Consider the following 23372-nt stretch of genomic DNA (forward strand, 5'->3'; position numbering starts at 1 on the left):
GGCTTAGTTGTGCTCTTATTTAATATTCAGTTCTCGGTCCGCCTGCTCTTTTTCTTGTGCTGCACTTCTGGATGCTAGTAACAAGTAATAACTCAACAAACCGCAGAAAATAGAGATGACAAGAGCGTGTGTTAACGCAATTCCTAAATTAACAAAGGTAAATATAATGAATGCACCTAAGATTACTTGTAAGACCATTAGAGCTACTCCAATAGTCCAACCCCAATACATCACTCGGTTATGTCGATAATGTTTGCGGACCTGAAGATAGAGAATAATCGTCCATATAAAAGCAATACCTGCAATCAAACGGTGACCCATTTGTATCCATTGTCCAAAATGGTAATTGAAAACAAGAGGTTTGCTATTCACACAAAATGGCCAGCTTGTACAAGCCATGCTTGAATCTGCGTGGCGAACAAGGGCGCCAGTGTAAACTACAAATAAAATATAGGCGGTAAACCAATACAAATGTTTTCGAAATCTTTTATCAATGACTAGTGATTGGGCATCCAATTTGTGGTCAATCTCAAAAATTAACAGCGTTAATAAAAGAACAGCTGCAAAGGATATCAATGAGATTCCAAAATGCGTAGCCATGACAAAGTCGGATTGTGGCCATAATACAGCCGCTGCACCAATTAATGCTTGGACAACTAAAAAGAATGTGGAGGTAAAGGCTAGAAACTTCACTTCTCTAATTGATCCGTAATATTTCCAGGAAAGAATGGAAAGTAAGAGTACGATGCCCCCTGCAAGACCAGAAACAAGCCGATGGCTTAATTCAATGACGAGCTGTGGGGTAATTTCTCCTTCACAGATAGGCCAATTTGCTCCACAACCCATTCCAGAGTCCGTTTTCGTAACCAGTGCACCCCCGACTAAGACGAGTACCATGATGATTGTCGCAATAACCGATAATTTTCTTAAAAATTTGATCATACGTTCACCCTGCTTCTATTCGACTAATTCATTCATTAGGAAGATATATAGTCGTGCATTTGCTCAAACATACAAGAGCAATAGTACCATGTTTGCCTGTTTTTTTCACTAATAAAATTCTTCAAAAACACTTGCATTGTCGAAGTTTGTTTGCTAGAAATAAATAAGGGAAACGGGGAAGCCGCACATGCATATCCTATGCGTACTGTTACACAATTCGATATATGTACCATTATAGAAAGGCTTCCAAGCCTTTTCTTTTAGTTTTTTGACGAAAGCATTCTAAGCTCTATATACATAAGTCAACGTATTAGTTAACAATTCGGTCACGGTCACAATATTGTCAAATTTGTGAAGATGAGTAAGCCAAATAGAAACCGAAGAGAATACATGGTACAATATGTTTGTATGTGCCTAGCTTTCGTTACTAAAAGAAACAGGAAATGATAAAATGGTTTTCTTTTGGAAAGTAATGGTTGTGCAACTCGGAAGGAGGGTTGTAAAATGGATAAGGTGGAAGTTTCTTCTACGCAAGTAATTAGTCAAACAGATAATCAAAAGGAATCTACCTTATGGGAAGATTTTATGGCTCTTATAAAAGTAGGGATTATTAACTCCAATCTCATGACAGCTTTTGCAGGATTTTGGATTGCCCTCTTTTACAATAATGCTTCTTTTGCCGATTATTGGGTAACCTTTTTATTAACGATGATTGGTACAGGAATGGTTATTGCTGGTGGTTGTATTATAAACAACTATTACGATCGGGATATCGATCATATCATGCAAAGAACCAAAGCTAGACCAACGGTTACAGGCACGATTCCACTCAAGGTAATTTTAGGCTTAGGAATTGGTATATCTGTTTTGGGTATCATTCTTCTTAGCTTCACAACTGTACAAGCAGCTTTATTTGGTGCATTTGGTTGGTTTGCTTACGTTGTACTTTATACGATGTGGTCGAAACGTAGATACACCATTAACACAGCAATAGGAAGCTTGTCTGGTGCAGTTCCTCCTTTAATAGGGTGGGCCGCTGTGGATCCTAATCTCCATGTGGCAGCAATTATTATTTTTGTCATTATGTTTATCTGGCAGACCCCTCATTTCCTAGCACTTGCTATGAAGAAGTGTAAAGAATATAAGGCTGCAGGAATACCAATGCTACCAGTGGTACATGGGTTTTCTATTACGAAACGACAAATTGTGGTTTATGTGACTTGTCTGCTTCCATTACCATATTTGTTGTTCTCACTAGGAACAGTATTTCTTGTCATTGCCACCTTGTTAAATCTAGGTTGGTTAGCTTTAGGTATAAGTGGGTTTAAGACAGGAAATGACTTAAAGTGGGCAAACAGGATGTTTGTGTACTCCTTAAGTTACTTAACGATATTCTTTTTAACCATGATTATCGTGACAGTACCTAGTACGATCTTCTAGTTAGAAATTAGAGTAATTATTTCCATATTCTAATTTATAATAAAAAATTGAAGGATGAAGAGAAAGAAAGAGAGGTATCATTTTCATGAAAGGTTGGATGGGAAAGTTCCGAGCTCTGTTTTTATTTAGCTCACTTTTACTTGTACTTTCAGGCTGTGGGAAAGAAAACCTTACCGCTTTTGTTCCAGAAGGTTATGGAGCGGAAGTATCTTTAAACCTCATTATCATTTCCTTAGTGGTTATGGTATTTGTGATTTTAGTGGTAATGATTGTATACACCATGGTCTTAGTAAAGTTCAGACAGAAAAAGGGTAAGGAAGATTTTATTCCGAAGCAAACTGAGGGGAATAAAGCACTTGAAATCATCTGGACTGTCATTCCTATTATCCTATTGATAATAATTGCAGTCCCAACTGTAAGAGCTACTTTTGATCTAGCCGACGAATCAAAAGCGGATGAGTCTTTGAACATTAACGTAACGGGTAACCAATATTGGTGGCACTTTAGTTACAATGATCAAGACATCCAAACTAGTCAGGACTTATATATTCCGACAGATACACGAGTATATTTGAATCTCAAGTCTAGTGATGTTATCCACTCTTTCTGGGTGCCATCTATCTCAGGTAAGATGGACGCAAATCCAGAGAATGAAAATACGATGTATATTGAAGCCTATGAAGAAGGCGTTTACTATGGTAAATGTGCTGAGCTTTGTGGACCTTCACACTCTTTAATGGACTTTAAAGTAATTGCTGTAAGTCCAGAAGAGTTTGAACAATGGAAGAAGGACATGAAGAGTGTTGATCCGGAAGCACAACCAGAAACAGCTAGTGCTCAAGAAGGACAAAAGCTTTTCCAAGAAAATAGCTGTATAGGTTGTCACGCTATTGGTTCTTCACCTGCAGCAGTTGGACCTAATCTAACTAACTTCGGGGATAGAACAAAAGTTGCTGGTGTATTAGAACATGACAAAGAAACTATCGTGAATTGGTTGTTAAATCCGGATGAATTAAAGCCAGGAAATAAAATGGCTGGAAACTATCCTGAGTTGACAGAAGAGGAAGCAGGCAAAATTGCGGACTACTTACTTCAATTACAACCATCGGAAATTACACCAGAAAGTGCTGGCAATGAATAAAAATAACGGGATGGATCAGGTTTAAGGGAGGTTTATAAGCGTGAGTACAGCAGTTACACACAAGCAAGGCTTTGGCGCTTTCTTGTGGGATTACTTAACCACAGTGGACCATAAAAAAATTGCACATTTATATTTGATCGCTGGTGGTTTCTTTTTCCTAGTTGGCGGACTGGAAGCTATGGCGATTCGTATTCAGCTAATAAAACCAGCAAATGATTTTGTTAGCGCAGGATTTTATAATGAGATTTTAACAATGCACGGAACAACGATGATATTCCTTGCAGCAATGCCAATTCTTTTTGGATTTATGAACGCAGTCGTTCCTTTACAAATAGGGGCGCGAGATGTTGCGTTTCCATTTTTAAACTCTTTAGGTTTTTGGTTGTTTTTATTTGGTGGATTAATGCTAAATGCAAGTTGGTTCCTAGGTGGTGCCCCAGATGCAGGTTGGACAGCATATGCACCACTTTCCACGACCTCACCAGGGCATGGCGTAGATTTCTACATACTTGGTCTACAGATTTCTGGTGCGGGTACTTTAATGGGTGGAATAAACTTTTTAGTTACTATCATTAACATGCGTGCGCCAGGTATGACTTACATGCGTATGCCACTATTCACTTGGACCATATTTGTAACGAGTGTATTGATCATATTTGCATTCCCTGCTTTAACTGTAGGATTATTTTTATTAATGTTCGACCGTATGTTTGGATCTGGTTTCTTTGATCCAGCAATGGGTGGTAACTCCATTATTTGGGAGCATTTATTCTGGATTTTTGGACACCCTGAAGTATATATTTTGGTATTACCTGTTTTCGGTGTATTTAGTGAAGTTATTTCTACCTTTTCGAAAAAGCGTTTATTTGGATATACCGCGATGGTATTTGCTACCGTTTTAATTGGGTTCTTAGGATTTATGGTTTGGGCTCACCACATGTTTACGGTAGGTCTTGGACCTGCAGCTAACTCTATCTTCGCGGTAGCGACAATGGCGATTGCTGTTCCAACTGGTATAAAGATTTTTAACTGGTTATTAACCCTGTGGGGCGGAAACATTACCATAAACTCTGCGATGCTTTGGTCTTTAGGTTTCTTACCTACCTTTACCATTGGGGGAACGACAGGTGTTATGTTGGCAGCAGCAGCTGCAGATTTCCAATATCATGATACTTATTTCGTAGTTGCACACTTCCACTATGTTATTGTCGGTGGAGTTGTATTTGGTATATTCGCTGCCCTTCATTATTGGTGGCCAAAAATGTTTGGTAAAATTTTAAATGAGAAGCTAGGAAAACTTACATTCTGGTTATTTTTCATTGGTTTCCATTTAACGTTCTTTATTCAACATTTCCTTGGATTAATGGGTATGCCGCGTCGTTATTGGGTATTCTTACCAGATCAAGGCTTAGATACAGGTAACTTAATTAGTACAATTGGTGCGTTCTTCATGGCACTTGGTACAATTGTGTTCCTTATCAATGTCATCACAACTTCCTTGAAAAAACAGGAGGTCGCAGGAGATCCGTGGGATGGCCGTACACTAGAGTGGACTATTCCGTCTCCTCCAGAGCATTACAACTTTAAACAACTTCCACTTGTTCGTGGGTTAGATCCTTTATGGGTCGAAAAGACGGAAGGGCGTAAAGAAATGACACCAGCAGAACCATTAGGTGATATTCATATGCCTAATAACTCGATTTTGCCTTTTGTCATGTCACTTGGATTCTTTATTGCCGGATTTGGCTTTATTTATCAAGTAGATGACATAAGTTGGTTATCATTAGTATTTGTGGGTATGGGAATTGCATTAGGTACTATGTTCGTACGTTCTGTGAAGGATGATCTAGGACACCATATCCATAAAGAAGATCTTGAAAAGGGGGCTAAATAATGAGTCATGATCACTCTTTAAACCCTGAAGTCATGCCAGAAAGTCCTGAAAAAGCCACCCTTGAAGGTAAAAATAAGTTTCTAGGATTTTGGTTCTTCCTTGGCGGAGAAACAGTATTGTTTGCAAGTCTTTTCGGTACTTATTTGGCATTAAAAGGTTCAACAGGTAGTGGACCGACTGCTGAAGAACTATTCGGATTAGAATTAGTATTCATCATGACGATGTTGCTTCTTACAAGCTCACTTACTAGTGTGTACGCTATGTACCACATGAAAAACAATGATTTTGGTAAAATGCAACTATGGTTAGGAATTACAGTTCTATTAGGGCTAAGTTTCCTTGGTTGTGAGATTTATGAGTTTTATCACTACATTCATGGAGAACACTTTACATTCCGTTCTTCCGCATTTGGTTCTGCGTTCTATACATTAGTTGGATTTCACGGTGGACACGTTGCATTCGGTTTATTGTGGATTATTACACTAATGGCTCGAAATGCAAAAAGAGGACTGAATCTTTACAACGCACCAAAGTTTTATATTGCTAGTCTTTACTGGCACTTTATAGACGTGGTATGGGTATTCATCTTTACAGTTGTTTACCTAATAGGAAAGGTGGGTTAATCAATGTCTGAAAACACCAATTCTACGGCTCTTAACTACCGCAAAAAACAGCGGAAGGAAGAGATGAAACAACAAGTGATCACGTTTGTACTCATGATTGCCTTTACGATTGTAGCATTTGGTATGGTAATGGCTGAGCTAAGTAAATATTTTGTTATTCCAATTTTAATAGTACTTGCTATTGTGCAAGTTGGATTTCAACTTTATTACTTTATGCACATGAGTCATAAAGGACACGAGATGCCTGCTTTGATGATTTATGGCGGAATGGCTGTCGCCTTTTTAACAGTTCTTACTTTAACTGTTATTGTTTGGTGGTAGGATATTAAAAGGCCGGGAGGAATCCCGGCCTTTTACAATTTTTAGATTGTTGAGGAATTGTCATATATTCATTCGGTTTTCGCTATGGTTTACGGTATAATAGAACAGATAACTACTAGTATAACTGGAGTGAAAGATTATGTGGTTAGAATTACAGATCTTCGGATTTCGAGCTTTATGGAGTCCTTATTATATGCTATTCATTGTTGGACTAGCTATTAGCTATTACTTACTTACTTCGGTTTATTACCGTCGTTTTACATCCGATGGAAACGTACCTACTAGTAAACAACAGCTATCCTTCTATACAGGCTTGCTATTGTTATATGTGGTCAAAGGGTCTCCAATTGATCTCATCTCACATATTATGTTCACCGCCCACATGGTACAAATGGCTTTGTACTATCTTGTATTCCCGATTCTTGTGATAAGAGGAATTCCACAGTGGGTTTGGAGACGAATTTTTGAGACGCCTGTTCTCTCGCCCGTATTGCGCATATTAACGAAACCCCTTATTGCATTGTTACTGTTTAATGGCTTGTTTTCTTTATATCATATTCCAAGTATCTTTGATTTCACGAAGGCGAGCCCAGAAGCACATGCCATTATTACAACGGTTATCCTAGTAACGGCTTTCTTCATGTGGTGGCCAATGTTTACTCCATTGAAGGAAATGAAGACGATGTCTCCGGTATTGAGTATTGGCTATATTTTTGCTAATGGGGTATTAATTACACCAGCATGTGGATTAATCATCTTTTCGGACGTATCCCTCTACGCAACATACCATAGTGTCGGAGGCTGGATACAGGCGCTATCCCTTTGTGTGCCAACGGATGTCTTATCTGGTATATCATTAACTGGGCCGGAAATGTTTTCTCCTCTTCCTGTTTTGGAGGATCAGCAACTTGGTGGAATTTTGATGAAAATTACGCAAGAGATTGTTTATGGGTACGTACTTGCAAGAGTATTCTTCGGATGGTTCCGTAAAGAAAGTCAAAAAATTGATCCTATTCCTTCAACAAACGAAGGATATTAAGGAAATGGTCTGGTATGAAAGGAAAATGAGGACATGCATATTTTACCAACTATAAGTACATTTTTTATCGTCTTAAGTGCTGTACTAGTTGCGATTGGTTGGGTGCTAGTGGCCAATCACAAATATAAGCAGCACAAAAAAGTGATGATTGCAGGTGCAGTTAGTGCCCTAATATTTTTCCTGATCTATGCATCTAGAACGATTTTCGTTGGAAATACGAGCTTCGGTGGTCCGGATGATATTAAAATTTACTATACCATCTTTCTAATTTTTCATATTATCCTTGCTACTACGGGAGCAGTATTCGGAATTGTTACACTGACGCTCGCTTTTAAGCGGAAAATTGCCAAGCACCGAAAAATCGGACCAGTGACGAGTGTTATTTGGTTTTTTACTGCAATTACAGGCTTAGCTGTTTATTTATTACTATACGTTTTCTTTGATGGTGGAGAAACAACAAGTTTAATTAAGGCAATATTAGGTTACTAATATTAGTAGAAGTTATTTTCATGTGAAAATAACTTCTTTTTTTATCTTTACAAAATATCAGTAACTGCCTAACATTACATGTAAAGGGGAAGGAGGGGAAGGTTTGTGAAGATTGTAAGTCCTCGGTTAACACTAGAAGCTATTACATTAGAAAGCGGCAAAATATTGATGACTAATCGAATTGCTTACTTCTTGAAACATCAAATACCATTTGAGATGGAGTGGCCGTCCAACGGATTTAAGGCGCTGTTACCTTATTACTTAGAGAAGCTGGAGGAAGACCCGACGGAATTAGGGTTTGGCTCGTGGATTATTCTAGAAAATGCATCGGAAAACCTGATCGGAAATATTGGCTTTAAAGGTAGAAGTGATGAACAGCCTCCCTATACTTTAGATATTGGATACGAAATATTGCCAAAATATCGAAACCAAGGTTATGCAACGGAAGCCGTTAAGTATCTGACGGAATGGGCTCTGGAACAGTCTACTGTTGAAAAAGTAACCGCCAGCTGTGACATTTCCAATACGATATCTCAACGTGTTCTTATCAACAACTCATATGAAAAATATAAACACGAACGCTCGTTTGTATCCTATCAGAAGACAAAAGGATAATCGGCGTTCAAATTCAGAGAGGGAGAGTGAAAATGATAATTAGGGAACTAACAGCTTCGGATTATGACAAAGCAATAGATCTAGGGGAATATGCCTTTAATCGAGTCATACCAGATCAGGAACGGGAAGAGCGAAAAGTAGACATGGCAAATCATAAAGTTCTTGGTTATTGGGAAAAAGAGCAACTAGCAGCTAAATTACATATTCGTCCATTAAAAGCTTTTCTTGGTTCTACGAAAATGTCATTTGGTGGGATTGCTGGAGTGGCGACATGGCCGGAATTTAGAAGACAGGGGAAAGTAGAAGCGTTAATTAAGGAATCCTTACTACAAATGAAACAGGAGAACCAAGTTATAAGTTTGCTTCACCCGTTTTCGATTGGTTTTTACCGACGGTTCGGTTGGGACATAACGCAATATGAGCATACCTATACTTTTAAACCAGCAGACATAGCTAAGAAAAATTTAATAGGTAGGACAGAACGAGTTTCTTTCTCTGATAAGAAAGACATTATCATGGACCTTTATGAGCGAAAAGCAAAACAGTTTGGCTTGACACTAGTACGGACCGAATGGTGGTGGGAAAAGCGAATTTTAACAGGGGACGAACAAATTGTTTTATATTGGGATGAGAATCAGGAGCCTGGAGGCTATCTCATTTCTTGTTTAGAGAAGGAAAAGCTAAGTGTAGAGGAAATGGTGTTTTTTTCTGAAGAAGCTTTCCACGGACTTATGCAATGGGTTCGGAACCATGATTCTATGATTGAAAGTATACAGCTGTTAGGTTGGCCGAATGAACCACTTGACTATTATTTAGAAGGCGGGAAGGTCGATTGTACTGTTCATCCCTACTTCATGACTCGAATTGTAGACCTGTTTCCATTTTTAATGAACTATCCTTTTTTTAATCCAAAGATAAGTTGTAGTATCGAGTTGGATATGGAGGATTCATATGCACCTTGGAATGAAGGGAAATGGGCGGTAGAAATAGAGGGAGGGGAAGTGGTAGCGGTTAGCCGAAGAGAGAATTCGGAGGCCACACTAACCCTTCGATTGACGATCCAAACGTTGGCTGCATGGTTGTTTGGAAGTCAACCCATTGAGTTGTTACTTCGAATGAACCAAATTGTTGTAACGGGAAATAAAGAGGATTTGTTATCATTGGCTGTCCCACAACCACCTGCTTTTTTGGACTATTTCTAAAGCAAAAAGAGGCAGGGATAAAACTATAACTTCCCAATCTAGAGGACGAACGATTACAGGAAAGGACTTAGAATATCATTTTTCAATAAATGGTTCTTCATTCATACATGATAGGAATCGGTTTTAGGATAATCATTGTACGAGTATAGACTAGAGCCGTACCAGAAATCAGGCCATTATCTAACATAGCAGATCACATGTCCGCAACCCAAGAAGGCTGGGAGGCAAAGGACGCCTGTTCCGCTATTCGTCTGGCCGTGCTCACAGAAAGCGCAGTATTCTGCCGGAGTGTCGGCATATAACTTTACCACTTACACTTATGTCGCAGTTTATGGATTATTAGCTACAACACTTACAAGAGCATCCTAAAAGAAAAATCCGAACTGATTCGAATTCTAATGAAAGAAATTTCGAACCATAGTTCGGATTTTTTATGGTTAAAACACTTTTATTCCAGCCTTTATAATTTGAAGTTCCACTTAATGATCCCAGCTTCTCTAGCAGAGTTAAATGCGATTACTAACAAAGGACCGAGAATAAAGCCCATAATCCCTAGTAACTGTAGTCCTAAATACATCCCAATTAAAGTAGCTAGCGGAGATAGTCCGATATGGCGACCCATCACTTTAGGCTCTACCGTTCTGCGAATTGCTAGGAGGATGATAGCTAAGATGGACAATTGGGTACCTGTTGCAATGTCTCCTGTTATAAACATATATACCGCCCATGGTCCGAGAATAACTATCGATCCAATAATGGGAACAAAATCGATAATCCATATGATTACCGACATAATAACTGCTACTTCTGGAGTGATGATTAACAATCCAATCAGGGACACGATAAAGATTATAATACTTACTAAGAATTGTGCTTTGAGAAATCCTAATACAACGTACGATAATCGCGCATTCATGAATTGTACTTTTTCAGCTGTTTCTTCTGTTAGTTGGTTGTAGGCTTTGGATTTAATACTCGGTAGTTCGAGCATAAATAAAAACAAGGCAATTAAATAAACCAACAAACTAACTAAATATTGAGGGATCAATCCTACAATGGATGCGATTTTCTCAATTTTTAGGTATTTTCGAAGTGTTTCGGTGAAGGATTCTAGGGACCCTTGAATTCCATCTTTCACTTCTACTATAAATTCTTTTGGCAAATCTTCAGCAAAATGATCTAAGTCTTTTTCCCATCCGGCAACTTTCTCATCAATTTGGTTAATATATGTAGGTGCATCTTCTGTAAATTGGACGATATGGGTAACAGCTCTTGTGACAAAATAAGACCCAATAACTCCAATGGTTATCAAAAAAATTAAAAACACAATCGTGACTGCTAATTTCCGGTTCATTTTAAATCGAAATTGCATCATACGCACAGCGGGATTTAGAATTAAGGCAGTAACGAAAGCAACGATTAGTGGAACAGATACGGGTAATATAAAGTACCCTATAATGATAACTAGAATGGTAAAGATAATTAAAATCCATTGGCGTTTACTAAGGTATCGAAACAATTTGTTTATGTATCCCCTTTCCGAACATGTACAACTTTTAATCAAAATATAGCACGAAGGATGGCTTTTGAATAGGTTTTTTTTCGTAATGATGAACAATTTTTTGGTGAGAACGGTTCAAGCTATTTTGGGGTGAAAAATTCATGCACATATTCTACCTACCATGGTAACATGATTGCCACGAATGAAGATAGCAATACACGTTTATGCAAGCAAAAAAAAGACCATCTTTTGGATGGCCTTGTTGTTATTCGTTTTTTAATGCATCTAATTCTGTTTTTGCTTTCTCTAAAAGCTTTGTAGTACGATCTTTCACACTTTCAGGAAATTCTTCTTGCTCTCCGTATTCTATACCATGCGGATAATAATGCTTCCCTAAAAGGGGTGTTCTTAATTTAATTACTGCATTACCTCTATCCACGTCACCTTCAATAGCATAGCCCTGAATACGAACATAATAAGTCACGTTTTTTTCCGCGGAATTTATTTTATAGTCATATGTAACTCTTTCATAGTCCCATTGTCCACCACGAATAAAAGCGATATCATTCATGATGTGATCCAATGGCTTTAAGTCGATAATAGTGTCTTCAATTCCTGATCCTTCAATTCTCATACTTCCACCTCGCAAATAATATGTCGCTAAACCTATAATAGTACGAAATGAGACAAGTTGCAATGGAAACGGAGTGGTTCCGATTTCCTCTTCTAAAGAATAAAAAAGATATGCAAGTTCCTCACTTATTCGGAAACAATAACAGTTGAGATGATTTGGTCATCTTATGTTACTTCATTAAAGGAGGAGTTTCCGAATGAAATCTGTAAAGGAAATTATGTCAACAGATATTAGCTATTGTACACCAAGTGACTCTATAACGGAAGCAGCCACAAAAATGAAAGACAAAAATGTTGGGGCTATCCCAATCTGTGGAGAAAACCGGGAACTTATCGGGATGATAACAGATAGAGACCTGGTTATAAGAGGATTAGCAGCGAATAAATCTGCTGATACTGCTGTACAAGAGGTAATGAGTTCTGACCTTTATTCTTGTACTCCACAATCAACAGTGCAGGAAGCAAGCAAAATTATGGCGGAAAAACAGATACGTCGTCTTCCAGTCATTGAAAGAGGAGAGCTTGTTGGGATAATTGCTCTTGGAGACCTCGCTCTTGAAGACAAGTCAAATGAAGCAGCAGGACATGCATTAGAAGATATTTCTGTGCATACAGAAATGCATTAATGCAAAAGCTTCGGGAGGCTGGGACATAACTAGCCAAGAATAACCTAAAAATGGTTCCCATCATCGGTTTTCGATGATGGGAACCATTTTGGTTTGAATTATGGTCACCATCTATGGTTGGATTTGCATTCATGGCCGTGTACTTTCTCAAGTTTACCGCCATGAATGCAAATCCCAGTTCCTTTTCTACTTTCTCTTTACCTCTCACCGACATACGGGTGAAACGCAAATTAGCCTTCAGAAATCCGAAGACGGGTTCTACATCTATTTTGCGTTTGCCATAGATTTTCCCCGTTTCTTTTTCCGAAAGCTGCTGTCTCGTATATGCTTTTTGGTTTTCCCACTTTTCATTATAATAGATCTTTCGATTGTTTCCTTCCTTCGCTTTCGTACATTGCGAACGTAACGGACAACCGAAACAGTCCTCACACTCATAGACGTTATATGTTCTTGTATAACCATATCGGTCTGTTCGATTGGATAGATAGCGGAATGTTAATTTTTTATCGTTTGGACACGTAAACGCATCTTCGATCTCATCGTAATGCCAATTGGCTACGTTAAAGGCATCCTGCTTATATTTCTTTTTCTTTTCTTTCCGGTATTGGTTATACGTAATCAATGGCGTGCGTTTCCGATTTTCGATGACGTCTTCGTAATTTTGTTCACTCCCATAGCCGGCATCCGCGACAATATAGTTGGGTAGGTCAAAGAAGTGTTCCTCAATGTTATCCAGGAAAGGTGTGAAGGTACGCGTATCCGTTGGATTCGGAAACACGTCATAAGCGAGCGCATACTGTCCTTCTGTCGCAAGTTGCACGTTATACCCGGCTTTGAGCTGGCCGTTTTTCATGTAATCATCCTTCATGCGCATGAAGGTGGCATCGTGATCCGTTTTCGAATAACTGTTGCGCTCTCCGAAGATGGCCATATCGTGTTGGTATTTTTGTTTGCGCACCACAAAATCCTTGAATTGCTTGCCGTATTGTTTAGGGGTTTTGCGCTCAGAACGAAGCTGTTTCCGTTCGCTTACGTCTTCACTTGCTTCTATCTTTTTATCATATTCACCAACCGTCTCCTCCAGCTTTTCCACCACTTTTTCGAGTTCTTGGCTGGATAGTTCCTCCATACTTTCCCGTTCTATTTCCGGAATGATTTCTTTCTCCAACAGTTCTTCATACATCCGGTTAGACTTTTCCACTAAACGGGAACTGTACTTTTCCGTCGCTTTGCGCCAGACAAACGTAAACTTGTTGGCATTCGCTTCGATTTTCGTTCCGTCAATAAAAATGGCTTCTTCCTCGATGACGTTTTCTCGGACAAGCTGACAACGGAATTGGACAAAGCACTGACGCAATAGTTCCTTTACCTCCGGATGGACACGGAAACGGTTAATTGTCCGGTAACTTGGTTCATACCCCTGGGCCAGCCACATCATCCGGACACTGTCTTTCAGTAATCCCTCGATCTTTCTGCCAGAGAACACCGACTGCGTATAAGCACATAAAACCACTTTCATCATCATGCGCGGATGATAAGCCGGACATCCCGTTTCACGCAGAAATCCAGTGAATGCCTCATCTGGAATAGCTTCCACGACATCATGGACGGCATAGGCGATATCGTTTTTCTGAAGTTTGATTTCCAAATCTAGCGGCAAAATGACTTGATTCATGTTATACTGTTTAAACATAAGGATACCTCCGATTCTGTTTGGGTGTGGTAACTTTAACATTATCAGAAGGTATCCTTTTTGCGTACATTTTTTTGGGATTTTATTAAAAAAAGAGTGACACTCACTGGTTTATGGTGTGGGTGCCACTCTTTTTAGTTACTGGGTTTTGTCCCAGCCTCTTTTTTTATTGCATAAACAAAAATTGGTGTTATTTGGATTGCATTAAAGTTTGATAACAATTCTATTAAAATGCCCATTTCTTTCATATTCTTATTATACTAGAACTATAATAGTGTTAAGTGGACAAAAAGGAGTTAACATACATGCGGGCTATCAAAAGTTTTTTGTTGCTAATACTAATGATCATTGGTTTTTTATATTTCGTTCCATTTCATAACATAACCCCTAGTGAGTGGCTGCATAAAGATAAAGCTGAAGAGGTAGAACAGCAGGTTGAACAGGTCACTTCTCAACCATCTAGTGAGCCTAATACGAAACAAACGGCGACCGCCGTTCCTATAGAAGGGGAATTAACATCTTGGATTGGCAAAAATAGTTCCGAACTAGAGAAAACGTATGGCGAACCTATTCGCAAAGACAAAAGCTCATATGGCTACACGTGGTGGATTTACACCGATCATGAGAGTCAATATGCGCAGTTCGGGGTGCGAGATGGGAAAGTAAACACTGTATATATTACAGGTAGTAAAGGGAAGATCGACGGGATTGCTTTAGGGAATAGTTACGATGCCCTGAAGAAGGAAAGATCTTTCCAAAAAGAAATTTCCTTTAACGTCGGAGTAACCTCTTATCGTTTTACCCTTACGGATAAAGACCTTGAAATGCGTCCTCTGGTTGCTCTATCCGAGGACACGTTCATGCAACTCTATTTTGATACGTTTACACAACAACTTTCTTCTATTCGGTTGCTGGATGCAAATACACTATTAATGCAAAGACCGTACGATATCTATTACACAGGGAAACTTCCGGAATCGCCGATCTTGTCCGATGAGGAGTGGACGGAAATAGAAAAAGGAGCAGAGAAGCAAATCTTTGATATTACCAACATCGTTCGGAAAAGACATCAATTAGGTTCTCTTGCCTGGCATGAGGAAGTTGCGACTGTTGCCTTCGGGCATAGCAAGGACATGTCCATACACAATTATTTTTCCCATTATTCCCAGGATGGTAAAGGATTAAAAGATCGTTTGAGTGCGAAGGATGTCATCTACCAAATGGCGGGTGAAAATATCGCAGCGCAATATACAGATGGACCAGCAGCGGTAGAAGGCTGGTTAAATAGTGAAGGACATCGCCATGCGTTACTTGAAGGTAAATATACGCATCTGGGCGTAGGCGTCTACAAGTATTACTACACACAAAACTTTCTACAAAAGGCTGACCAGTAGGTTAGCCTTTTTTTAAAGGTAAGAAAGTATAAATCGTGCGCTTGCGCCTTTCTTATTGTAGTAACATTGACCAATTGCTGTCATACGATAGTTTATAGGTATATTCATTAAGGATTGGAGGGAGCAGGAACTATGGGAAAAGATCTGCATCCGTCTATACAAGAATTTAAACAATTTGTAGAACGGCATCCTGACCTTATAAAAGAAGTGAGAAAGAGCGGGAAAGGTTGGCAGCCTCATTACGAGAAATGGATACTCCTAGGAGAAGACGATCCTTCCTGGGAAAAATACAAATCCAACTCAACACAAAAACGGCCTGGCCAAAAGAAGAAAGAATCTAAGGCAAAAGGGAGCAGCCAAGAGAAACTGAATAAGCTAATGAAGATGGTAGAAAACGTGGACCTTGATAAAATGGAAGGTCATATTAATCAATTGAACGGTGCGGTTGGTAATATACAAAAGTTATTTGGACAGTTTCAGGATGCGAAAAGACAGTTTTCTGGAAAGTCTACCCATCATATGCCGTTCCACCGTAGAAGGGATTAAGGAGGGGACAGCATGCAACCGAGTTTGTATCAATACATTCAATCCAATCCAGAAATGGTTCCTTACATTCGCGAGCATCCCGAGTGGTATCGGAAACTGACGCGAAACCCTGATTCTATTGTCGAGATGGAGCAAGAGATGAAGGTTTATTTTGGCCGAACTGTTCCACAGAAAATGGAAAAATTTGCTGGGCAAATGCAGATGGTCTCCATGTTTATCCAATTGGCAGGCTCTATGAAAGACTAGCTTGCCTCTTTCTTTTATATAGGAAGCCTGTTATGATGGATGTGGAGGTGGAAGACTAGTGATTGCCACTTTAGAAATTGTACAACTATTAGATCAGTCCGAATACTTAGGAAAGATGATTCTATCCTCAGATGTGATGGACGATTTCCATAAAGCTAAGACATCTTTAGAAGAAGATGAAGAAGCACAACGTTTGATCGCTGCTTTTCAAGCGATGAAAGTACAGTATGAAGATGTTCAACGTTTCGGTCGATATCACCCTGATTACAGCATGATAATGAAAGAAATCAGGTCTACGAAGCGAGAAATGGACATGAATGAAAAAGTAGCTGCTTTCAAAATTGCTGAAAGACAGCTTCAAGAGCTGCTAGACGATGTAAGTGAGCTGGTCGCTCTAGTGTTAGCACCAATGTGAAAGTGCCAAAAGATGGCGCGGCATTAAAAGATGGTGGCTGTGGCTGCGGAAGTGGTAGCGGAGGCTGCGGTTGTAGAGCTTCTTAAGAAAAAGGTCTAGATGTCTGAGTCTAGACCTTTTTCTTTTGTTGGAATTAAGAGCAGTGCCTTTATTCATCATCCTTGTTCGTCCCGTTGCTACATTCTAAATTGTCTGATAAAATAAGGGAAAAGAAGTAGGTAAGCGAGGAAATTAGATGAGAACACAACGACAAGGTATTGTAGTATGGTTTCAACATATGAAAAACATAAAACAAATTAAGAAATTTGGACATTTAATCTATGTTTCCAAAGAACAAAAGTATGCGGTTCTCTATGTAAATCAATCAGAATATGAAGAAAAAGAGAAACGTCTTCAAGAATTTCCGTTTATTTCGAAGGTTAGCCCTTCACAAAAACCGTTCATTCGCACGGATTATGAGAATGCAAAATTAGATAAAGCGAAAGAATATGATTATAAAATGGGGATCTAAGCATTTCAGCACCGGCTGAAATGCTTTTTCTATATATTTCGAGACTAATATGGGGGTCGTATCCTTTAAAAAAAGGATTGTTTGGGGTTGAAAAATAATTTTGAGATTCTGTACATGAAGAGGTACAATAAAGGTATAACGAACGTACGTTTTCATTTAGGGGGAGAGCCATGTCAAAGAAAGCTTTACTAGTCATTGATGTTCAAAAAGCCATGTTTGAAGAAGGGAATGAGGTGTATAAAGGGGATAATTTATTAAAAAATTTGGATTATCTCCTCACAAAAGCACGGTCTGTGGAAATGCCAATTTTCTACATCCAGCATAATGAAGCGGCAGGGGGAACTCTAGAGCATGGAACAGAGGGGTGGGAGGTTCATTCCGAAATATCTCCAGCAGAGGAAGACATCCTTATTCAAAAGAGAACGCCTGATTCTTTTTTTCAAACATCCCTAGAGGAGGAATTGAAAAAATTCGGAATCGAACATTTGATTATCACAGGAATTCAAACGGAAGTATGTGTAGATACAACGTGTAGAAGAGCTTTTAGTTTAGGATTTAAAGTCACTTTAGTTTCAGATACTCATAGTACATGGAATTCGGAGGATATAACAGCTGAACAGATTATCGGTCATCATAATCGTGTCTTGCGTTGGTTTGCCGGTGTTGAGCCGGTGGAAGCTCTTACATTTAAGTAGATCAACAATCTAAAATAGCAATAGGAGGGAAGTTATGAGCGGTATAGCAAAAACTCCTGAACCGCCGTATTACGCCGTTATATTTGCTTCACAGCGTAAAGATGGAGACAAAGGATATGGAGAAATGGCAGAAAGGATGGTGGAATTAGCCTCTAAACAGAAAGGATTTTTAGGAATTGATAGTGCACGTGATTCTAATTTAGGTATTACTGTCTCTTATTGGCAGTCCGCAGAATCCATTCGGAATTGGAAGGAGCATGCAGCTCATAAAGTAGCTCAAGAACGAGGCAAAAAAGAATGGTATCAAAACTACACCGTAAGAGTTTGTAAAGTGGAAAGAGATTACAATTTTGAACTATAGATTTCGCAGCTAATTTCTTTCTGTAATAAAAAAAGCCTGCAGATATCATCTGCAGGCCCTTTTTACTTTCTACAATAGAAAGCAAAAAGGCAAAGGGAGAGGAGAAACCGGAGGAAGAACTTATGGGGAAACGTAAGTCTTCTCCGTGTTCAGAAGCAACTAATACGATTGGTTAGTCGCTTCAGTCGTTATTATCGACTACATGGGGAAATTTATACATGGATCGTTCATTTTTTTCCATCTTATGAGAAAGTTTCTTTTCGTGCCTGTTCTAATCGTGGTTATACTACAAAAGGGGAGTTGCACTTCGTTTCTAACCCGTTTTATGATAGGATAAAGGGCGAAACACGAGGAAGAGGTGCTTTAGGATGAGGGTCATTTCTGGAATACATAAAGGTAGACAACTGAAGCCAGTACCAAATCGATTAACAAGACCAACTACAGATAAAGTAAAAGAGGCTTTATTCCAAATGATTGGTCCATTCTTTGAAGGTGGTAGCTGTTTGGATTTATTTGCAGGTAGTGGTGGTTTAGGCATTGAAGCGTTAAGTCGTGGAATGGATAAGGCTATCTTTGTCGATAAACAAGGGAAAGCCATTCAAATCATACACCAAAATCTGCAAGAACTGAAACTAGAAAATCAAGCAGAGGTTTACCGAACGGATGCTTTCCGAGCGATCAAAGCCGCTGCAAAACGTGAACTCCTATTTGATTATATTTTTTTAGATCCACCCTATCAAAAAATATCCTACACTGATTTACTTGATGCCATTGAAGAGAATAATCTATTACACCCAAACGGGACCATAGTTTGTGAACATGAAGCCAGTGAAAGCCTTCCTGATCAATATTCCGACTATATTGCTTATCGGAAAGAGGATTATGGGAGTACGACAGCCATCACTTTATATAAGCGAAAGGAGCAGGAACAATGACGAAACTAGCGATTTGTCCAGGAAGCTTTGATCCGATAACGTATGGGCATTTAGATATTATTCAAAGAGGGGCTAAAATATTTGATCATGTTATTGTAGCGGTTTTTAACAACCAAGCAAAGGCTCCGCTGTTTAGTGTCGAAGAACGTTCTACTCTAATCGAGGAAGTAACTGCAGATTTTGATAATGTAACGGTTGACACATGCGATGGTTTACTCATGGATTATGCAAAGGAAAAAAATGCGCAAGCCATATTACGAGGGCTTCGAGCCGTCAGTGATTTTGAATATGAGATGCAAATCACCTCTATGAATAGAAAATTAAATGAAGATATCGAGACATTTTTTATGATGACGAATAATCAGTATTCCTTTTTGAGCTCGAGTGTTGTAAAAGAAGTGGCAAAGTATCATGCAAATGTATCGGATCTTGTACCTGAGGTAGTGGAGCAAGCATTAATTCGAAAATTTACTAAATAAGAAATCCGAGAGGTGTCCACACCCTCGGATTTCTTATTTAGTCTTAGCTTTTATGAACAAAGGATGTTCGAAGACGAGTCCCCATTACGACGATAGCAATTCCAATCATTGTAATAGTAAAGAGTGGTCCTACTTGTATTAACGTCTCCCACCATTCGGTCCACGATGAATCCTTCGTAAATGAGGAAAAGACAGGAGTAGTGGACTCCGTTGATTTATGGTCCAAGTACAACGGTTTATAAAGGAACACTGCTAACAAACTTGCAATGACACCATGCAATAATCGTGCGAAAAAATAAGGTGCAAAACGTATATCTGTTTCGGCTAAAATACTAGCGACCTGTGCTTGAACCGAAAAACCATTAAAGGCCAAGATAAACGAAACCATTATAGCTTGTGGTAAAAAGCTAGAAATGGATGACTCGGAAATTAATTGAGCACCTAACGTTATTTCAAATAGTCCCGAGAATAATGGAAGTGCGAGTCCTTCTGGCAATTGAGCAAGCTGCAGGATCTGCTCTATACCGTAAGCGAAAAAGTGAGAAATACCAACCTCGGATAGTAAATTAGTAAACACAGAAAACATGATGATAAATCCACCAATCATCAATAACGTATTGACAGAATTGATGACAGCATCTCCAAATATCTTACCGAATGGTCTGGAGTCTTCTATTCTCGCTTGATGCATCTCTTTGAAAGCACGAACGATTGAAAAGCGTTCCTTTTCTTTTGCTTTTCGTTCGTTCTTCTCTTTGTCCATCCCATGAAATCTCATGAATATACCGACCAATGTATTTCCTAAATAATGACATACGGCGAGTAATATTCCAAGCTGTGGATCATTAAAAAATCCGATGGAAACGGCTGCGAAAATAAATAAAGGGTTGGATGCATTGGTAAAAGATACGAGTCGTTCTGCTTCGATTTGAGTTAAATGTTTCTCTTGTCTTAATCGAGAAGAAAGCTTAGCTCCCGAGGGATACCCACTAGCCATGCCCATCGCCCATACAAAGCTTCCTACACCAGGTACGTTAAACAGTGGTCGCATTATGGGTTCAAATAAGACCCCAATAAATTTCACAACCCCAAAACCAATTAATAACTCAGCTGTGATGAAAAAAGGAAGAAGGGACGGAAAAACAATCTCGGTCCACATTTCTAGTCCTCGTAGACTTGCATCCAATGATACGCTTGGAAACATAATAAGAGACCCAGCAAGGAATAAGGCCATGGATGCAAGTAGTATAGTTTTCCACTTTGATTTCAAGAAAAGTCCCTCCTAGTATAAAGCTACACTTTTCTGTACTTCTATTTTTTAAAATAGTAAAATATGGTTAACGTGGGTAGTACAAGCGCTCTTTATCAATATACGCTCATAGAAGGAGTAAATATGCCATATTATGTATCGTTAGAAAATTTCATCTAAGGAGAGACATAATTTGGCAAAACCAGTAATTGGCCTAGCTCTAGGATCGGGTGGTGCGAAAGGGTTATCCCATATAGGCGTCATTAAAGAGCTAGAGGATCATGGCATCTCGATTGACCTTATAGCAGGAAGCAGTATAGGTGCAGTAATCGGTGTTCTTTATGCTGCTGGACAGAAGCCTGCTCACTTAATCCAAATTGCTTCCTCCTTGAAACGAAACTTATTTGTGGATTTTGCTATTTCCAAAATGGGGATCATCCAAGGGGAGCGAATTAAGGAATTTATACAATTACTAACCTTTAATCAAAACTTAGAGGACCTAAAAATCCCGGTTGGTGTGGTGGCAACCGAGCTTTATACAGGAAGGAAAAAAGTCTTTCGAAAAGGGTTTACTGCAGATGTGGTGAGGGCAAGTATATCAATACCAGGAATTTTTGTACCGGAAAACATGCAAGGAACGTATTATATTGACGGTGGAGTCGTCGATCGTGTTCCCGTTTCTGTCGCTCGTGAGATGGGGGCGGATATTGTCATTGCAGTGGATTGTTCGGCTTTTTCTCCTAATTCGAATGTGTATTCTATGTACGATGTCATGCTTCAAAGTATCGATATCATGCAGGAAGAGTTGGTGCAGCATATTCCACATAAAGCAGATATTGTACTTAAACCCGAAGTTTTTCGCTACCATTCCCGATCTTTTAAAGACGCTACACAAATTATAAAAGAGGGAAGAGAGGAAGCGAAAGCTAAATTGAGAGACATTCAAGACATCGTGACAAACTGGAAGGAGAAAAATCATGAAATTTAATAAAAAGGGTTTTATATTTTCTATATTCATTATTCTATTAGCTGCGTTCGTCGTAGGCTATCGACTCCCGTATTATATATACAAGCCAGGGGAAGCAGACGCTCTTAATCCTATTGTAGAAGTTGCAAGTGGCTATGAAAGTGAAGGAGATATGCACCTCGTTACGGTTCGAGGAGGACAAGCTACACCGCTTCAATATGCATGGGCCTCTTTCCAGCCTCATTATGAAATTTTAAGCATGGATGAAGTGTTTCCAAAAGGGATCTCGCAAGATGAGTATTTCGAAGCTCAACTTCAGATGATGGAAAATTCTCAGGAAGCATCAACTGTCGTTGCCTACGAAGCGGCAGATAAAGACATTGATATTGAATATAAAGGTGTTTACGTCGTGTCCGTCATTGAAGGTATGCCGGCAGAAGGTAAGCTTAAATCAGGGGACCGAATAACTCAGGTAAATGGAAAAAAAGTTCAGCAATCCGAGGATCTCATCGACTATGTTTCTTCTATGAAAGCGGGCGATACGATTACCGTAACCGTGCAAAGGGATAAAAAAACATTGGAAAAGAAAATAGTGCTGAAACAATTTGAAGCTGCCGAAAACAAGGTCGGGGTTGGAATTCAATTGGTCACAGATCGAGAAGTAGAGGTGGATCCAGGCATTGAATTTGCGAGTGGGAATATTGGAGGACCAAGTGCAGGTTTAATGTTTTCCTTAGAGATTTACGATCAGCTTACGGAAGATGATTTAACGAAAGGGTACCAAATTGCTGGTACAGGTGAGATTAGTTATGAGGGAGAAGTCGGTAGAATCGGTGGTATCGATAAAAAGGTTATTGCTGCCGATGAGGAAGGCTGTGCTATCTTCTTCGCACCAAGTGAAAACGGTGCTAAGGACTCGAATTATTCTGTAGCCGTTGAAACCGCTGAAGAAATCGGGACAGATATGAAAATAGTCCCTGTTGATACATTCCAAGATGCATTAGACTATTTACAACAGTTAGAACCGAAAAGCTAAAAGAGGCTAGACCAAAAGTGTCTTAGTCGTAAATAAAATCCGAACTAAAGTTCGAAATTCTTCCGTTAGAATTCGAATTAGTTCGGATTTTTCTTTTAGATTGCTTTTGTAATTTTGTTGCAGATAAGATATAGATTGCGACGTAACGAAATATTAAAAGTTACTACAAAACCATCGGTTTAGTGACTGCTCGGTGTGTGTACGATGCTGATTTCCGCTGAGGGCAGTCGCTTTCCGCGGGCACGGCCTCAGCCTCCTCGCTCGCAAAGAACGCTCACTGTGGGGTCTTCACCTCGTGCTGTTCCCGCAGGAGTCGACTGCCCTCCGCTCCAATCAACATACTGAATGTGGTAAACGATATATAATGCCGCTAAGAGGT

At 39.3% G+C, this 23372-nt stretch carries 23 protein-coding genes and 3 pseudogenes; 21 read left to right on the forward strand and 5 right to left on the reverse strand.

Annotated features, from left to right (window positions below; genetic code table 11):
* Positions 1–15: 15 nt before the first annotated feature.
* Positions 16–942, reverse strand: coding sequence for a COX15/CtaA family protein (locus KO561_RS08195; RefSeq protein ID WP_231096624.1), 927 nt, complete (start codon positions 940–942; stop codon positions 16–18).
* Positions 943–1446: 504 nt separating this feature from the next.
* On the opposite strand from KO561_RS08195, the gene cyoE reads away from it, so the two are divergent.
* From cyoE to KO561_RS08240, 9 genes are all read left to right on the forward strand, one after another.
* On the forward strand, positions 1447–2382 hold the full coding sequence (gene cyoE / locus KO561_RS08200; protein WP_231096625.1) for a heme o synthase: 936 nt from the start codon (positions 1447–1449) through the stop codon (positions 2380–2382).
* A gap of 85 nt (positions 2383–2467) precedes the next feature.
* A complete protein-coding gene (gene coxB, locus KO561_RS08205) occupies positions 2468–3523 on the forward strand; it encodes a cytochrome c oxidase subunit II (protein WP_231096626.1) in 1056 nt (351 codons plus the stop codon).
* A gap of 40 nt (positions 3524–3563) precedes the next feature.
* Positions 3564–5417, forward strand: coding sequence for a cytochrome c oxidase subunit I (gene ctaD, locus KO561_RS08210; RefSeq protein WP_231096627.1), 1854 nt, complete (start codon positions 3564–3566; stop codon positions 5415–5417).
* A complete protein-coding gene (locus KO561_RS08215) occupies positions 5417–6040 on the forward strand; it encodes a cytochrome (ubi)quinol oxidase subunit III (RefSeq protein WP_231096628.1) in 624 nt (207 codons plus the stop codon). Before ctaD ends, KO561_RS08215 begins: the two co-directional genes overlap by 1 nt.
* Positions 6041–6043: 3 nt before the next feature.
* The gene (gene ctaF, locus KO561_RS08220; protein ID WP_231096629.1) at positions 6044–6361 is read left to right on the forward strand and encodes a cytochrome c oxidase subunit IVB; all 318 of its coding nucleotides are present in this window, start codon (positions 6044–6046) and stop codon (positions 6359–6361) included.
* A gap of 139 nt (positions 6362–6500) precedes the next feature.
* Entirely contained in the window at positions 6501–7400 is a 900-nt protein-coding gene (ctaG, locus tag KO561_RS08225; protein ID WP_231096630.1) for a cytochrome c oxidase assembly factor CtaG, read from the forward strand.
* Positions 7401–7433: 33 nt separating this feature from the next.
* Positions 7434–7889 (forward strand): DUF420 domain-containing protein, encoded by a 456-nt coding sequence (locus KO561_RS08230; RefSeq protein ID WP_231096631.1) that lies wholly within the window; start codon positions 7434–7436, stop codon positions 7887–7889.
* A 105-nt stretch (positions 7890–7994) separates the two neighbouring features.
* The gene (locus tag KO561_RS08235; RefSeq protein ID WP_231096632.1) at positions 7995–8504 is read left to right on the forward strand and encodes a GNAT family N-acetyltransferase; all 510 of its coding nucleotides are present in this window, start codon (positions 7995–7997) and stop codon (positions 8502–8504) included.
* Positions 8505–8536: 32 nt separating this feature from the next.
* Complete coding sequence (locus KO561_RS08240; RefSeq protein ID WP_231096633.1) at positions 8537–9706, forward strand: GNAT family N-acetyltransferase; 1170 nt, start codon at positions 8537–8539, stop codon at positions 9704–9706.
* A gap of 460 nt (positions 9707–10166) precedes the next feature.
* Here KO561_RS08240 and ytvI read toward each other — a convergent pair whose 3' ends face one another.
* Positions 10167–11225, reverse strand: coding sequence for a sporulation integral membrane protein YtvI (ytvI, locus tag KO561_RS08245; RefSeq protein WP_231096634.1), 1059 nt, complete (start codon positions 11223–11225; stop codon positions 10167–10169).
* A 247-nt stretch (positions 11226–11472) separates the two neighbouring features.
* Positions 11473–11841, reverse strand: a complete 369-nt coding sequence (locus tag KO561_RS08250; protein WP_231096635.1) for a YugN family protein — start codon at positions 11839–11841, stop codon at positions 11473–11475.
* A 217-nt stretch (positions 11842–12058) separates the two neighbouring features.
* On the opposite strand from KO561_RS08250, the pseudogene KO561_RS08255 reads away from it, so the two are divergent.
* Positions 12059–12334: pseudogene (locus KO561_RS08255) on the forward strand (CBS domain-containing protein); the annotation flags it as partial.
* Between the two features lie 10 nt (positions 12335–12344).
* Here the strand turns inward: KO561_RS08255 and KO561_RS08260 are convergent.
* Entirely contained in the window at positions 12345–14159 is a 1815-nt protein-coding gene (locus KO561_RS08260) for an IS1182 family transposase (RefSeq protein WP_331000842.1), read from the reverse strand.
* A gap of 305 nt (positions 14160–14464) precedes the next feature.
* Between KO561_RS08260 and KO561_RS08265 the strand changes: the two genes are divergently transcribed.
* From KO561_RS08265 to coaD, 9 genes and pseudogenes are all read left to right on the forward strand, one after another.
* Complete coding sequence (locus KO561_RS08265; RefSeq protein WP_231096637.1) at positions 14465–15553, forward strand: CAP domain-containing protein; 1089 nt, start codon at positions 14465–14467, stop codon at positions 15551–15553.
* A 132-nt stretch (positions 15554–15685) separates the two neighbouring features.
* Positions 15686–16099, forward strand: a complete 414-nt coding sequence (gene ylbD, locus KO561_RS08270) for a YlbD family protein (RefSeq protein WP_231096638.1) — start codon at positions 15686–15688, stop codon at positions 16097–16099.
* Between the two features lie 12 nt (positions 16100–16111).
* Positions 16112–16345, forward strand: coding sequence for a YlbE-like family protein (locus KO561_RS08275; protein WP_231096639.1), 234 nt, complete (start codon positions 16112–16114; stop codon positions 16343–16345).
* A 58-nt stretch (positions 16346–16403) separates the two neighbouring features.
* Positions 16404–16846, forward strand: a pseudogene (locus tag KO561_RS08280) (YlbF family regulator).
* Positions 16847–16995: 149 nt separating this feature from the next.
* Positions 16996–17271, forward strand: a complete 276-nt coding sequence (locus KO561_RS08285; RefSeq protein ID WP_231096640.1) for a YlbG family protein — start codon at positions 16996–16998, stop codon at positions 17269–17271.
* A gap of 170 nt (positions 17272–17441) precedes the next feature.
* The gene (locus KO561_RS08290; RefSeq protein WP_231096641.1) at positions 17442–17966 is read left to right on the forward strand and encodes a cysteine hydrolase family protein; all 525 of its coding nucleotides are present in this window, start codon (positions 17442–17444) and stop codon (positions 17964–17966) included.
* Between the two features lie 34 nt (positions 17967–18000).
* Complete coding sequence (locus KO561_RS08295) at positions 18001–18327, forward strand: antibiotic biosynthesis monooxygenase family protein (protein ID WP_231096642.1); 327 nt, start codon at positions 18001–18003, stop codon at positions 18325–18327.
* Positions 18328–18692: 365 nt separating this feature from the next.
* Positions 18693–19262, forward strand: a pseudogene (gene rsmD / locus KO561_RS08300) (16S rRNA (guanine(966)-N(2))-methyltransferase RsmD); the annotation flags it as partial.
* Positions 19259–19741, forward strand: a complete 483-nt coding sequence (coaD, locus tag KO561_RS08305) for a pantetheine-phosphate adenylyltransferase (protein WP_231096644.1) — start codon at positions 19259–19261, stop codon at positions 19739–19741. The pseudogene rsmD and the gene coaD, both read left to right, overlap by 4 nt.
* Before the next feature lie 43 nt (positions 19742–19784).
* On the opposite strand, the gene ylbJ is transcribed toward coaD, so the two are convergent.
* Entirely contained in the window at positions 19785–21011 is a 1227-nt protein-coding gene (ylbJ, locus tag KO561_RS08310; protein WP_231096645.1) for a sporulation integral membrane protein YlbJ, read from the reverse strand.
* Positions 21012–21183: 172 nt separating this feature from the next.
* Here ylbJ and KO561_RS08315 point away from each other — a divergent pair, with 172 nt between their 5' ends.
* Positions 21184–21978, forward strand: a complete 795-nt coding sequence (locus KO561_RS08315) for a patatin-like phospholipase family protein (protein ID WP_231096646.1) — start codon at positions 21184–21186, stop codon at positions 21976–21978.
* On the forward strand, positions 21968–22993 hold the full coding sequence (locus KO561_RS08320) for a SepM family pheromone-processing serine protease (RefSeq protein ID WP_231096647.1): 1026 nt from the start codon (positions 21968–21970) through the stop codon (positions 22991–22993). Before KO561_RS08315 ends, KO561_RS08320 begins: the two co-directional genes overlap by 11 nt.
* Positions 22994–23372: the final 379 nt, after the last annotated feature.

It is taken from the genome of Radiobacillus kanasensis, assembly GCF_021049245.1.
In the GTDB taxonomy this organism is placed as follows: domain Bacteria; phylum Bacillota; class Bacilli; order Bacillales; family Amphibacillaceae; genus Radiobacillus; species Radiobacillus kanasensis.